We start from the raw sequence: 13,814 nt of genomic DNA, 5'->3' as shown, positions 1-13,814 counted from the left end.
TTTTTACAATGTCCCAAACAGCCGATGAAACTTCATCGGCTTGATTTTCTGGCGTTATCTATGAGTATTATTATTTGTAGTCGAGGACATAGTTTGTCTGCGCCTGGACGTTACCTGGTGTTGCATTTTTAGCCAGGGATTCCATGCGAGCTTTGAAGTTCAGCTCCTGGAATGAGTTGGTGGTAGGGAAATTGATGGTGACTGGAGTACCCAGGGTCACATTAGTGTTGTCAGATTTTATCAGGCGAACACCAACACCCGATGCACTACCGATGTTGCCATCAAGGGTGTTTTTCAGCAGGCTGGAGTCAGTGGTATCAACGCTGGCAGAACTGAAGGTAATTTTGACTTTATCGACAGTATTTGTGCCATCAGACAAAATGCAGTCCTGCAGATGAATGGTGACATCTACCGGCAGAGATTTTTGTCCACTGTTCAATACAGTGCTGGCAACTTCACCAAGGTTGATGGTTTGATCTTCATCACCAGGCGCGATAGAACATGGTGCATCGATAACTTCACCTTTAAAAGTGATTTTACCTGACCCCTGATTTGTATCATCAGCAAGAGCGTTAAAAGCGACACCAGAAATTAATGTAGCCGCGAATGCAGACAGAAGGGTTTTCTTTAACATGAGTATAATCCTTTACAAATAGGAAGTATGAAATATGAGAGAAAATATATTTTTTGAATGAAATATTAATTTCAGTAAAATGTTATCACGTGGCTAAATGCAAGTCTTGTTATGTTTTTTTAAATTGACTTTAAGGAAAACTTAAACGATAAATAAAGAAAATGAATTTGCTATTACATTAATCAAAATAAATAAAATTAATTGGTGTGGTGAATGTTGTTTTGAGTAAACAGGTGAAATTAACCTCCGTTGTTAGGCGGTTTGTGCTTGTCGTTAATAGCTTTCCATTTATATTCTGAATGCTAATGAAATATTGTAAACATATGGTTTACATAAAATAGCAACAATGAAATATATATAATGAATAGATACCCTATGTTGAAGGAAGTATAAGTATTTTTAATGTAAAGGGTGTTTTTTAAACAACAAATGATATGTTTCTGTTCATTAAATATGATCGAAATCATATAATTGTTTCTCTATTATGCGACCATATGAATATATCCGAAAATGGATGTGTGAAATTTATTCGCCAAATGTTTAATAATGTTAAATGTTAAGGGTAAAAAGGATGTTTATCGCCTGGTACTGGATTGTATTGATTGCGCTGGTTGTGGTGGGTTATTTTCTGCATCTGAAACGTTATTGTCGGGCGTTCCGCCAGGACAGAGACGCACTGCTGGAAGCGCGTAACAAATACTTAAGCAGTGCGAGAGAAGAAGTAGCAGAAAAGCTGGAATAGAGCTTTTGTGATGTCTGCAGATGTTGTCCATGCGCGGGACAACATCTGAAGTCGTTTTTAACCAATTCCTGCCGTTTGTAGCAGCACTAAACTGAACCCCATTACTGACATTCCACATAGCACGCCATAGCTGGGGTTATTATTGGGATCAATTTCTTTGGCCAATGGCATTAATTCGTCAACGGAAAGTGCGACCATAATACCCGCAACCGCCGCCATGATTGCTGCCATTACCACTGGAGAAATCATGCTACCGAGGATTAACCACGCCAGAACACCACCGAGAATTTCTGCCAGTCCAGAAATCCCGGCCCACAGAATTGCGGTGCGTTTCGAGCCTGTTGCAGCATAAACCGGCCCTGCTACTGCCAGACCTTCAGGAATATTGTGCAACGCCACTGCCAGAGCGATACCAAAGCCCAGCTCCAGGTTACTGCTCGCTGTGACAAAGGTGGCAATCCCTTCCGGGAAGTTATGCAGGCTGATACCCAGAGTGAGCAAAATGGCAGTGCGCTTGATTGATTTTGGTAGCGGCTGCACTGATTTTTGCATTAAATCCTGCGGGTGGGCATGGGGCAACATGCGGTCCAGGCCAAAATAGCCCAGCAAACCAACGATAAACATACCGTAGCCCAGCACAGGCGACATCCCTTCGGCGGCTAATGCGGCAGGAAGCATCTCCATTAATGAGATGAGCAACATGATCCCCGCCGCAAATCCCAGCGAAAACGCCAGCAGTCGGTTTGAGGGTTTTTGTCCAAGAACGCCGAGAAACGCGCCAATAAACGTGGCTGCCCCCGCCAGTATGGTCAGAATGAGAGGTACTGACATCGACAACTCCTTATAATTCTTCAACTTCAGGTGGAGCTTCAAAATAACTGATGATCATCATCATGGTTATCTGGGTTCTTCGCCCACCGAACAAGCGTATTGTGAGGATATCAAAATGACACCTTCAATTAAGGATATCATCATGTCTTCAACGCGTATGCCAGCATTGTTTTTAGGTCACGGTAGTCCGATGAATGTGCTGGAAGATAATTTATATACCCAGGCCTGGCAGCAGCTAGGCGAGACATTGCCGCGCCCGAAAGCGATAGTCGCTATTTCTGCGCACTGGTTTACTCGTGGCACGGGAGTAACGGCGATGGAAACGCCGCCGACAATTCATGACTTTGGCGGTTTTCCTCAGGAATTATACGAAACCCATTATCCGGCGCCGGGTTCACCAGCGTTGGCACAGCGACTGGTCGAATTGCTGGCGCCAGTACCCGTTACCCTGGATAAAGAAGCGTGGGGTTTTGACCACGGTTCCTGGGGCGTGCTGATTAAGATGTATCCTGAGGCTGACATCCCGCTGGTACAGTTGAGTATTGACAGCACTAAACCCGCCGCCTGGCATTTCGAAATGGGACGTAAACTGGCGGCGCTGCGCGATGAAGGGATAATGTTAGTTGCCAGTGGCAACGTGGTGCATAACCTGCGCACGGTGAAGTGGCATGGTGATAGTTCACCGTATCCGTGGGCGATGTCATTTAATGAGTATGTGAAAGCGAATCTGACGTGGCAAGGGGCGGTTGAGGAGCATCCACTAGTGAATTACCTCGACCATGAAGGTGGGGCGTTATCGAACCCAACACCGGAACACTTTCTGCCATTGTTGTATGTGTTAGGTGCGTGGGATGGTCAGGAGCCGGTGACTGTTCCAGTTGATGGCATAGAGATGGGCAGTTTAAGCATGTTGTCGGTGCAGGTAGGCTAACGGAGAAAATATCACCCTTTGTCGGCTAGCTTATGCCACATCCGGCAACGGCTGTCAGATGCGGCGTAAACGCCTTATCTGAGCTACGATACCGGATGGCGAATGCCATCCGGTATCATTGATTACTCTACAAAAATATGCGGATAAAACCGAGACATATCCTGGGTGATTAATGCGCGGTCTTCACGAATCCCAATTCCGGCAGGCTGATCATTCACCAGCCAACTACCAATCAGCATATAACTGTCGCCAAATTTCGGTAGTGGATGGAATTGCTGAACAATCATGCCTTCTTCGCCATACGGACCTTCCGCCGCTTCAATGGTTTTGCCGTTCTCGATGATTGACACGTTTGCGCCTTCACGTGAGAAGATCGGCTTAACCACATATTTTTCCATTTGCGGATGATCATCTTCCGCAAAATAAGCGGGCAACAGGTTCGGGTGATTCGGGAACATCTCCCACAGTAGTGGCAGAAGCGCCTTGTTGGAAATAATGCTCTTCCATGCTGGTTCCAGCCAACGCACGCCAGCATCTTCCAGCTTAGTGGAGAACATTTCGCGCAGCATAAATTCCCACGGATACAGTTTGAACAGATTAGCGATGACCTGATCCTGCAAATCCGTGAACTGACCTTTTTCGCCTAAACCGATATCGTCGATGTACAGAAACTCGGTGGCGATTTCAGCTTCGGTCGCGCAGTCCTGCAAATACTGAATTGTGCCGCGATCTTCCACTGTGTCGCGACAGCAGGTGAGATGCAGCAACTGAAAGCCGTACTGCTCACGCAGCTCGACAAAGCGATCGATCAGCTTTTCTTGCAGACTGTTAAACTGGTCGCTACCTTCCGGTAGGTTGCTCGCGTTAAGCTGATCTTCCAGCCAGATCCACTGAAAGAACGCAGCTTCATACAGTGACGTTGGTGTATCGGCGTTATTTTCCAGAAGTTTAGGTTCGCCAGTGCCATCCCACGCCAGATCAAGACGCGAATAAAGCGACGGCTGGTGAGTCAGCCATGACTGACGCACAAAACTCCAGGTGTGTTTTGGAATGCGGAATTTGGTCATCAGCTCGTCGCTGGCGATCACTCTTTCCACCACTTTCAGGCACATCTGGTGTAGTTCGGCGGTGACTTCTTCCAGCTTTTCGACCTGTGCGAGGGTCAATTTGTAGTAAGCATCTTCACACCAGTACGGCTCACCGTACATGGTATGAAAATTGAAACCGTACTCGTGAGCTTTTTCGCGCCAGTCCGGGCGCTCGGTAATACTGACTCTTTCCATCGGTATCAGCCGCCCATTGAACGAGAAGAAGTGCCGGTTGCGCTACGCTGCATGGTGCTTTGTTTGGCAACAGATTCACCAAAGCCGCCACGGGTAACGGTGGTGGTGGTCGCCGGTTTCGGCGCCATAGCTGTTTTCGGTACGGTCATGGTGCGGCCTGGCTGGGCAGCGCCATAGTTTTTACCGGTGGCATCAGTATATTTGCCGTAAGCCGGGCTGGCCGGGTTTTTCGAGGAGAACAGCGGCTGCTGTGCAAAGCCCGCGCCGCCGCCCATCAGACGCCCCATCATGTAACCAGCCATCAGCGGCATCCAGAAGCTACCGCTGGATTGCTGAGCCTGTGCCTGGTTTTCTGGCGCCATGCCAGCCTGAGCCGGCGCCTGCTGGCATTGACCTTCGCCAAATTCAGCAACACAGTCTTCCCGAGTGGCGTATTTCGGCGCAGTACGTTCCGCTTCTTTCAGCGCATTATTGTACGCAGTGGCGCATTCTGCGCTTTTACCTGGGTTTGCAGCTGAACAATCATCAGCATTTTGATACAGAGACACAGTCTCATCACTCTTTTCACAGCCAGCCAGCATAAAAACAGTGGCAACCGCGAGAGCGACAGGTGTCAGATGGCGTGCGCTCCAGTTTTTACGGAACGATGCGTGGCGTATGGATTTTGTCCGTTTCATTTTTGTCTTCCGGGACCAGTGGTAAATACCCATCAGAATAGAGGATGGCTGGTCGAAATTGAAGCGAGAAGAGGGAAGAATGCGGCAGATAACCCGTATCTTTACGTTGCCTTACGTTCAGACGGGGCCGAAGCCCCGTCATCGTCATCAGTTACGGAAAGGGTTATGACCGTTACTGGTGGTAGTGCGTGCGGATGTTTGCTGAACAACTGGTGCCGGGCTATCAGGCGCATAGCCATCAGCAATAGCATTCTGTTCTGGCGTTGGCGGTGCAACGTTTTCCGGGTTAGTGGAAACCGGTTTGCTCAGCGCATTGTTCAGTGCCAGCAGATCCTGCTCGTTCAACGTACCCAGAGCTGATTTAATATTCAACTGGTTAATCAGGTAGTTATAACGCGCATTTGCCAGTTCTTGTTTGGCGTTGTACAGCGTAGTGGTAGCGTCCAACACATCAACAATGGTACGCGTACCGACCGAGTAGCCCGCTTCCATCGCGTCTAATGAGCTTTGGGCGGAAACAACGGCTTGTTTGTAAGCGTTAATGCTACTGATAGATGCATTTATGTTGTTGAAAGAGGAACGCACGGTTTGCACGACGCTACGGTGTGCGCTTTCCAGTTGTTCGCTGGCACCGACAAAGTTGTACTGTGCCTGTTTCACCTGCGAGTTAACCATCCCGCCCTGATAAATCGGCAGCGAGAAGCTCAGGCCAACTTTGTTCTGGCCCATATTGCTGTCGTCATACTGGGCACTGTTCGCACCACGGGTTTTCGAACCACTATAAGAGGTATCAGAAATCCCGGTAGAAGCTGTTAAATCCAGCGTCGGTAAGTGACCGTCCTGCGCCTGGCGAATTTGCTCGCGCGCCAGATCCTGGCTCAAACGTGCCTGTAACAGCGACAGGTTGCGTTTTTCTGCTTCTTTCAGCAGCGCATTAACCGGCTGTGGTTTGTCGGTTTTGAAGTTTTCGACATTCAGTGCTGCCAGTTCCGGATAGTAATTACCGGTGATCTGACGCAGTTGCTCAACGGCATTGTCGAGGTTGTTACGTGCGGTCACTTCGTTCGCCAGCACGGTATCGTACTGTGCGCGGGCGTTCTGCACGTCGGTGATCGCCACCAGACCCACGTTAAAACGTTGGGTGGTTTGATCCAACTGACGGTAGATCGCTTCTTTTTGCGCCTGAGTATAGGAAAGAACGTCAATGGCATTCAACACGTTGAAATAAGCGGTCGCGGTGTTGAGGATCAAGGTTTGTTGATCGGTCTGATAGGTGACGTCCTGAATACCGGCAGCCTTTTCCTGCAAGGTCAGCGCACGCCATTTCGACATATCGAAAATGGACTGAGTCAACTGCAGGGATGCACTGGTTGCGTTAGAGTTGATGCCGTTCGCGTCGCGGTAGCCGTTGCTATAGGTGTAATCTGCACCTAAACCTAGCTGTGGCAGTAATGGACTGCGCGCTTCATTAATTTTTTCAAAGGCAGCATCACGATCGGCGGCAGACTTACGCAATTCCGGGTTACTAAGGCGTGCTTGCTGATAAACTTGCATCAGGTTCTCGGCCTGGCTCAACGTACTGAACCCAGAAAGGCTCAGGCCGATAAGAATGGGGAGCAATTTCTTCATTTGCATTCCTTGTGGTGAAGCAGTATTTAGCGCTGATCAAACTGTAAAATTATTGCGGATTCTAGCAGAAGCCGCTACCGCAAAAGGTTGGCGTTACGTGCCATAGGGCATTAATGTGCCTCAATTTAACACATGACTGCTCAAACGGCAGTCAAACGTCGCTGAAATTCACATTTTATTCACTATTAGTGCCAGGACATTAACCATGCTTAAGCCAGACAACCTGCCCGTTTCATTTGGCAAAAACGATGTAGAAATTATTGCACGAGAAACACTTTATCGCGGCTTTTTTTCATTAGATCTTTATAGGTTTCGTCATCGTCTATTCAACGGGCAAATGAGTCATGAAGTCCGCAGGGAAATTTTTGAGCGCGGTCACGCCGCAGTCTTGCTACCCTTTGACCCAGTGCGTGATGAAGTCGTGCTGATTGAGCAGATACGGATTGCCGCATATGACACCAGCGAAACCCCCTGGCTACTGGAAATGGTTGCCGGGATGATTGAAGAGGGGGAAAGTGTGGAAGATGTCGCCCGTCGCGAAGCGATTGAAGAAGCGGGGCTGATAGTCAAACGAACCAAACCGGTGTTAAGTTTCCTCGCAAGCCCAGGCGGCACCAGTGAGCGTTCGTCAATTATGGTGGGCGAAGTGGACGCCACGACCGCAAGCGGTATTCACGGTCTGGCTGATGAAAACGAAGATATTCGCGTTCATGTGGTAAGCCGGGAACAGGCATACCAGTGGGTAGAAGAGGGGAAAATCGACAACGCAGCGTCGGTCATCGCTTTGCAATGGCTGCAACTGCATCATCAAGCGTTAAAAAATGAGTGGGCATAAATGAAGCGTTACACACCTGACTTTCCTGAAATGATGCGCCTGTGCGAGATGAACTTTTCACAATTGCGCCGTTTGTTACCGCGCAATGACGCACCCGGCGAAACTATAAGCTATCAGGTGGCAAACGCACATTATCGGCTAACGATAGTGGAATCGACCCGATACACTACCCTGGTGACAATAGAACAGACTGCGCCCGCGATCAGCTACTGGAGCCTTCCGTCAATGACGGTGCGTCTGTATCATGACGCGATGGTGGCTGAAGTGTGTTCAAGCCAGCAGATTTTTCGCTTCAAAGCGCGGTATGATTATCCTAATAAAAAGTTGCATCAACGCGACGAAAAGCATCAAATTAATCAGTTTTTAGCGGATTGGTTGCGATACTGTTTAGCACATGGAGCGATGGCGATTCCGGTTTATTAGCGTCGTGAAACCTAAGGACACCATTTGGAAAGCCTGTTAACCCTTCCTCTGGCTGGTGAGGCCAGAGTGAGGATTTTACAAATTACCGACACTCACCTGTTTGCACAAAAGCACGAAGCCCTGTTGGGGGTTAACACCTGGGAGAGCTACCAGGCTGTGCTGGAGGCGATTCGTCCACACCAGCACGAATTCGACCTGATTGTCGCGACAGGTGATTTAGCGCAGGATCAAACTGCTGCGGCCTATCTGCACTTTGCAGAAGGCATCGCAAGCTTTCGTGCGCCCTGCGTCTGGCTGCCGGGAAACCATGATTTCCAGCCTGCGATGTACAGCGCGTTACAGGATGCGGGTATCTCCCCGGCGAAGCGTGTGTTTATCGGTGAGCAATGGCAAATCCTGTTGCTGGATAGCCAGGTGTTTGGCGTACCGCACGGCGAATTGAGCGAGTTTCAGCTTGATTGGCTGGAACGTAAGCTGGCTGATGCGCCAGAGCGCCATACGTTGCTGCTACTGCACCATCATCCGCTGCCTGCAGGCTGTAGCTGGCTCGACCAACACAGTCTGCGTAACGCAGGTGAACTGGATAATGTGCTGGCGAAGTTTCCGCACGTCAAATATCTGCTGTGTGGTCATATTCATCAGGAACTCGATCTCGACTGGAATGGGCGCCGCCTGCTGGCAACGCCGTCGACCTGTGTGCAATTTAAACCGCACTGTTCCAACTTCACGCTGGACACCATTGCCCCCGGCTGGCGTACGCTGGAGTTACATGCTGATGGCACGCTGACTACCGAAGTGCACCGCCTGGCGGACACGCGTTTCCAACCTGATACCGCTTCAGAAGGCTACTGATGTCTACGCTTCTTTATTTACACGGTTTCAACAGCTCACCGCGTTCTGCAAAAGCGAGCTTGTTGAAAAACTGGCTGGCGGAACATCACCCTGACGTTGAGATGATTATTCCGCAGTTGCCGCCGTATCCTTCCGATGCGGCAGAACTGCTGGAATCCATTGTCCTGGAACATGGCGGCGATTCGCTGGGTATCGTCGGTTCGTCACTGGGGGGTTACTACGCCACCTGGTTGTCGCAATGTTTTATGCTGCCCGCAGTGGTGGTAAACCCGGCGGTGCGCCCGTTTGAACTGCTAACAGACTATCTCGGTCAGAACGAGAACCCCTACACCGGGCAGCAATATGTGCTAGAGTCACGCCATATTTACGATCTCAAAGTCATGCAGATTGACCCGCTGGAAGCGCCGGATCTGATCTGGCTGCTGCAACAGACGGGAGATGAAGTGCTGGATTACCGCCAGGCGGTGGCGTACTACGCTTCCTGCCGCCAGACTGTAATAGAAGGCGGCAACCACGCATTTACGGGCTTCGAAGATTATTTCAACCCGATCGTCGATTTTCTTGGTCTGCACCATCTCTGACGATCAACTCGAATTGCTAACTTAAACCATGACGCAAACTTATAACGCTGATGCCATTGAGGTACTCACCGGGCTTGAGCCGGTTCGCCGCCGTCCGGGGATGTATACCGATACCACTCGCCCTAACCATTTGGGGCAAGAAGTTATTGATAACAGTGTCGATGAAGCACTGGCGGGTCACGCAAAACGCGTGGATGTAATTTTACATGCTGACCAGTCGTTAGAAGTGATTGACGATGGTCGCGGGATGCCGGTGGATATTCACCCTGAAGAGGGTGTACCGGCGGTTGAACTGATTCTTTGCCGTCTGCACGCAGGCGGTAAATTTTCTAACAAAAACTATCAGTTCTCTGGCGGCCTGCATGGCGTGGGGATCTCGGTGGTTAACGCCCTGTCAAAGCGCGTAGAAGTCAACGTGCGCCGCGATGGTCAGATTTATAATATCGCCTTTGAAAATGGCGAAAAGGTTCAGGATTTGCAGGTTGTCGGCACTTGCGGTAAACGCAATACCGGCACCAGCGTGCACTTCTGGCCGGATGAAACCTTCTTTGACAGCCCGCGCTTTTCTGTTTCCCGGCTTACACATGTACTGAAAGCCAAAGCAGTACTGTGCCCCGGCGTTGAGATCACCTTCAAAGATGAGATCAACAACACTGAGCAACGCTGGTGCTATCAGGACGGTCTGAACGATTACCTGGCGGAAGCGGTAAATGGTTTACCGACGCTGCCGGAAAAACCGTTTATTGGTAATTTCGCTGGCGATACTGAAGCGGTTGACTGGGCGCTACTGTGGCTACCGGAAGGTGGTGAACTGCTGACCGAAAGCTACGTCAACCTGATCCCAACGATGCAGGGCGGTACGCACGTTAACGGTCTGCGTCAGGGCTTGCTGGATGCGATGCGTGAGTTTTGCGAATACCGCAACATTCTGCCGCGCGGCGTGAAGCTGTCGGCGGAAGATATCTGGGATCGCTGCGCATATGTGCTGTCAGTAAAAATGCAGGACCCGCAGTTTGCCGGGCAGACCAAAGAGCGTCTCTCTTCGCGTCAATGTGCGGCATTCGTTTCTGGCGTGGTGAAAGATGCCTTCACCCTGTGGCTGAACCAGAACGTCCAGGCGGCGGAACTACTTGCTGAGATGGCAATTTCCAGCGCCCAGCGTCGTATGCGTGCGGCTAAAAAAGTGGTACGTAAAAAGTTGACCAGTGGACCGGCATTGCCAGGAAAACTGGCAGACTGTACTGCGCAGGATCTCAATCGTACCGAACTGTTCCTCGTGGAAGGGGACTCCGCAGGCGGATCCGCTAAGCAGGCGCGCGATCGTGAATATCAGGCGATCATGCCGCTGAAAGGTAAGATCCTTAATACCTGGGAAGTCTCTTCCGATGAAGTACTGGCCTCGCAGGAAGTGCACGATATTTCGGTAGCGATCGGTATTGATCCTGACAGCGACGATCTGAGCCAGCTACGTTACGGCAAGATCTGTATCCTCGCGGATGCGGACTCCGATGGCCTGCACATTGCCACGCTGCTCTGCGCTTTGTTTGTAAAACACTTCCGCACGCTGGTGAAACACGGTCACGTTTACGTCGCTCTGCCACCGCTCTACCGTATTGATCTGGGTAAAGAGGTCTATTACGCGCTGACAGAAGAAGAGAAAGAGGGCGTACTTGAGCAATTAAAACGCAAGAAAGGCAAGCCGAATGTTCAGCGTTTTAAAGGGCTGGGGGAAATGAACCCGATGCAATTGCGCGAAACCACGCTTGATCCGAATACTCGCCGTCTGGTGCAGTTAACCATTGATGATGAAGATGATCAGCGTACTGACGCGATGATGGATATGCTGCTGGCGAAGAAACGCTCGGAAGACCGCCGTAACTGGTTGCAAGAGAAAGGTGACATGGCGGAGATTGAGGTCTGATAATCCTCCCGTCAGGAGAATAAAACATAGCCCGGTATACAATCGTATACCGGGCTTTTTTATCAAAACTCCATTTTCACCGTGAATTGCACTTCACGAGGATCGCCAATCTGGTTGCCCAGATTATTTGTGGCGATGGAAGAGGTGTAATACGTTTTATCAAACAGGTTTTTGACGTTTAATTGCAGAGTGACCGGATACTGCAATTTCATTTTGTATGCGGCGAAGGCATCGGCAACGAAATAGCCTGGCAGATAATAGTCAGCCCCATTGGTTGCCGAACGACGGCTTACGCCATGTCCGCCACCGCCAAGCGTCAGTGTGTTATTGCCTGGCATGTTGTGAATGTCATAGGTCAGGAATAGCGAACCGGTATGACGAGGAACATTCGGCAATGGTTTTCCTGCATAATCAGGATCATCCAGAACCTTAGCATCGGTATAGCCGTAGCTGGCAATTATATTAATATTTTCAGTTAATGCTCCCGCAAGGTCGACCTCTACCCCTCTTGAACGAACGCGGCCTGCCGTTTTGGCGATGGTTTCGTCACCAATACTTTCGGTATACAAGACGTTACGTTTATGGATATCAAACAGCGCAATATCTGCGGTTATACCATCGAACAGCTCGAATTTTGCCCCGACTTCGTAAGCATTAGATGATTCCGGTGGAAGATCGCCAATGTAGCTGGCAATTGACGATTGCGGCATAAATGTTTGCGAATAATTAGCAAATAAGGATACCGATGGCGTAAGTTTGTAGACCAACCCCAGTTTGGGAGTCCATTGTTCATCGCGACTGTCAGTATTGACATTAAAAGGGCGGCCTTTACCCGCATACTGCGTGTAATACTGATAGCGGATCCCGGCGACGGCAATCCAGTTATCGGTCAGATAGAGTGCGTCCTGTGCGTACGCTGAGTAGCTCTCCTGTTTGATCGTCTGATCGCTGTCCGACGCCGAGACCGTTGTGCATTTGCTGGTATTGCCATAAACAGGATTATAAATATTGAAATCTTTAGCGTTTTTACAGCGAATCATATCTGTGCGCAGAAGATCATAATATTCATATGACACCCCATCCAAAATTTCATTATAGAATCCAGCAATATCAACATTCCCTTGCAGATCCGCACGAGTAGAATGCATACGCTGGGTAGATCCCTGAGTTGCATCAACACGCCGTGTCAGTGTTCCTGTCGTTGCATCATACGCGGTAACGCGAGCTTGATTATCGCTGTATTTATCCTGGCTGTAGCTGTAATCAAAGCGCGCTGTCCACTGGCTATTGAGATGATATTCTGCGTTGAGTTGCGCCAGATCGGACTGACCATCTGTAATATTAAACGGTTCGTCGAAACGTATTTTTCGATCAACGTTTACGGGCTGTTTCGTCGTAAGGTCGAAAATCGTTCCACGATCGAACGGCGTTTTATAATCCCGATGGGAATAGAGCATGGTTACTGTTGCATTATCACCAAACCAGGTGAGTGATGGGGCAATAAATGTACTGCGCTCTTTACCGAAATTCCGCCAGTAATCTTCATCCTGCACTTCCCCCGTCAGGCGGTATGCCAGCTGAGTGCCTTCAATGGGGCCTGTGATATCAAGTTGCCCGGTGCCACCACCGAAACTGGAGGACGTGGCTGAGACAGAACCATGGAATGTTTTTTCCGGGCGCTTTGTCACGACGTTAATCAGTCCGCCAGGATCGAGAATGCCATACAGCGTGGAGGCCGGGCCTTTTAGCACTTCCACACGTTCTGTTGCGGCGTTGAAGCTGCGAGGAAGTACGGTTCGCAGACCGTTGGTCATGATCGAGCCATCCCGGTTTGCGCCAAACCCACGGCGTACAAAAGCATCCTGAGTCCCGCCTAATGTATTGGTCTGTACCACGTTACTGACGTTATAAAGCGCCTCATCCAGCGTCGTCGCATTCTGATTTTCCAGTACTTGATCGCTAACCGTATTGACCACCTGCGGAATATCCAGCATTGGCATATCGGTTAATGTCGCCGTGGAGGTGCTCAGAGGTTGATAACCATCGGTAGCCTCAGTTGCGGTGTTTGCATCCGCTGTAACAGTGATTGTTTCGCCATCTTTGGTCGTTACAGTGTCGGTTGCATGAATCATCGGTGCCGCAAAGAGCAGTGAAAAGAGCGCCCGACCTTTGACTCCTGAGAATGAAGGTGTGAACTTAGCCATTTAGTCTGTTATCCCAAAAACTCGCGGATTGTCGCGAGTGAAAATTGTTTCTTGTTGCTCACTAAGCACTATCCGTTTGTTATTTCGCCATCGGATATGTAATTGAGAATCATTCAATCATGTGGTGATGTAGTAGTAAATGAGAAATAACAAAAAATTGCTACATGTGTTTTTATGAGAGATTAATGCAATTTAGTTGTGATTAAATTATTAATATATAATGGTTTTATTTTTATCATTAAAAATATTTAACCTGTTATTTACCTTGTTT

At 49.3% G+C, this 13,814-nt stretch carries 13 protein-coding genes; 7 read left to right on the top strand and 6 right to left on the bottom strand.

The genetic code is table 11. The annotated features are described in order from the left end of the window. Nucleotides 1–70: 70 nt before the first annotated feature. Entirely contained in the window at nt 71–634 is a 564-nt protein-coding gene (locus WC5_RS18125; protein ID WP_000915004.1) for a fimbrial-like protein, read from the bottom strand. 571 nt (nt 635–1,205) lie between these two features. Between WC5_RS18125 and yqiD the strand changes: the two genes are divergently transcribed. Then, nucleotides 1,206–1,376 carry a protein YqiD gene (gene yqiD / locus WC5_RS25520; protein ID WP_000469267.1) on the top strand — a complete coding sequence of 57 codons (171 nt, stop codon included), beginning with the start codon at nt 1,206–1,208 and terminating at the stop codon, nt 1,374–1,376. Nucleotides 1,377–1,433: 57 nt separating this feature from the next. Here the strand turns inward: yqiD and zupT are convergent, their stop codons facing one another. Beyond that, a complete protein-coding gene (zupT, locus tag WC5_RS18135) occupies nt 1,434–2,207 on the bottom strand; it encodes a zinc transporter ZupT (RefSeq protein ID WP_000115866.1) in 774 nt (257 codons plus the stop codon). Between the two features lie 142 nt (nt 2,208–2,349). On the opposite strand from zupT, the gene ygiD reads away from it, so the two are divergent. Beyond that, nucleotides 2,350–3,138: a 4,5-DOPA-extradiol-dioxygenase gene (gene ygiD / locus WC5_RS18140; protein ID WP_010348745.1), complete on the top strand. Its 789-nt coding sequence runs from the start codon at nt 2,350–2,352 to the stop codon at nt 3,136–3,138. Between the two features lie 122 nt (nt 3,139–3,260). On the opposite strand, the gene WC5_RS18145 is transcribed toward ygiD, so the two are convergent. From WC5_RS18145 to tolC, 3 genes are all read right to left on the bottom strand, one after another. Then, entirely contained in the window at nt 3,261–4,421 is a 1,161-nt protein-coding gene (locus WC5_RS18145) for a glutathionylspermidine synthase family protein (RefSeq protein ID WP_000442877.1), read from the bottom strand. A 5-nt stretch (nt 4,422–4,426) separates the two neighbouring features. Continuing rightward, nucleotides 4,427–5,098 (bottom strand): DUF1190 family protein, encoded by a 672-nt coding sequence (locus tag WC5_RS18150; protein ID WP_000831533.1) that lies wholly within the window; start codon nt 5,096–5,098, stop codon nt 4,427–4,429. Between the two features lie 147 nt (nt 5,099–5,245). After that, nucleotides 5,246–6,727 carry an outer membrane channel protein TolC gene (gene tolC, locus WC5_RS18155; protein ID WP_000735301.1) on the bottom strand — a complete coding sequence of 494 codons (1,482 nt, stop codon included), beginning with the start codon at nt 6,725–6,727 and terminating at the stop codon, nt 5,246–5,248. A 205-nt stretch (nt 6,728–6,932) separates the two neighbouring features. Here tolC and nudF point away from each other — a divergent pair, with 205 nt between their 5' ends. The 5 genes from nudF to parE are packed head-to-tail and all read left to right on the top strand — an operon-like array spanning nt 6,933 to nt 11,339. Further along, on the top strand, nt 6,933–7,562 hold the full coding sequence (gene nudF, locus WC5_RS18160; protein WP_000917108.1) for an ADP-ribose diphosphatase: 630 nt from the start codon (nt 6,933–6,935) through the stop codon (nt 7,560–7,562). Then, nucleotides 7,563–7,985, top strand: coding sequence for a DUF1249 family protein (locus WC5_RS18165; protein ID WP_000833387.1), 423 nt, complete (start codon nt 7,563–7,565; stop codon nt 7,983–7,985). Nucleotides 7,986–8,009: 24 nt separating this feature from the next. Then, nucleotides 8,010–8,837, top strand: a complete 828-nt coding sequence (gene cpdA, locus WC5_RS18170) for a 3',5'-cyclic-AMP phosphodiesterase (protein ID WP_000444757.1) — start codon at nt 8,010–8,012, stop codon at nt 8,835–8,837. Continuing rightward, nucleotides 8,837–9,418, top strand: coding sequence for an esterase YqiA (gene yqiA / locus WC5_RS18175; RefSeq protein ID WP_000105733.1), 582 nt, complete (start codon nt 8,837–8,839; stop codon nt 9,416–9,418). Before cpdA ends, yqiA begins: the two co-directional genes overlap by 1 nt. Before the next feature lie 28 nt (nt 9,419–9,446). After that, nucleotides 9,447–11,339 carry a DNA topoisomerase IV subunit B gene (gene parE, locus WC5_RS18180; RefSeq protein ID WP_000195277.1) on the top strand — a complete coding sequence of 631 codons (1,893 nt, stop codon included), beginning with the start codon at nt 9,447–9,449 and terminating at the stop codon, nt 11,337–11,339. A gap of 62 nt (nt 11,340–11,401) precedes the next feature. Here the strand turns inward: parE and WC5_RS18185 are convergent, their stop codons facing one another. Next, nucleotides 11,402–13,543 (bottom strand): TonB-dependent siderophore receptor, encoded by a 2,142-nt coding sequence (locus tag WC5_RS18185; protein WP_016231453.1) that lies wholly within the window; start codon nt 13,541–13,543, stop codon nt 11,402–11,404. Nucleotides 13,544–13,814 lie beyond the last annotated feature (271 nt).

The organism is Escherichia sp. KTE114 (assembly GCF_000407765.1).
Classification (GTDB): domain Bacteria; phylum Pseudomonadota; class Gammaproteobacteria; order Enterobacterales; family Enterobacteriaceae; genus Escherichia; species Escherichia ruysiae.
Note: the sequence above shows the minus strand (reverse complement) of the source record. Positions and strands in the feature narration are given on the sequence as shown.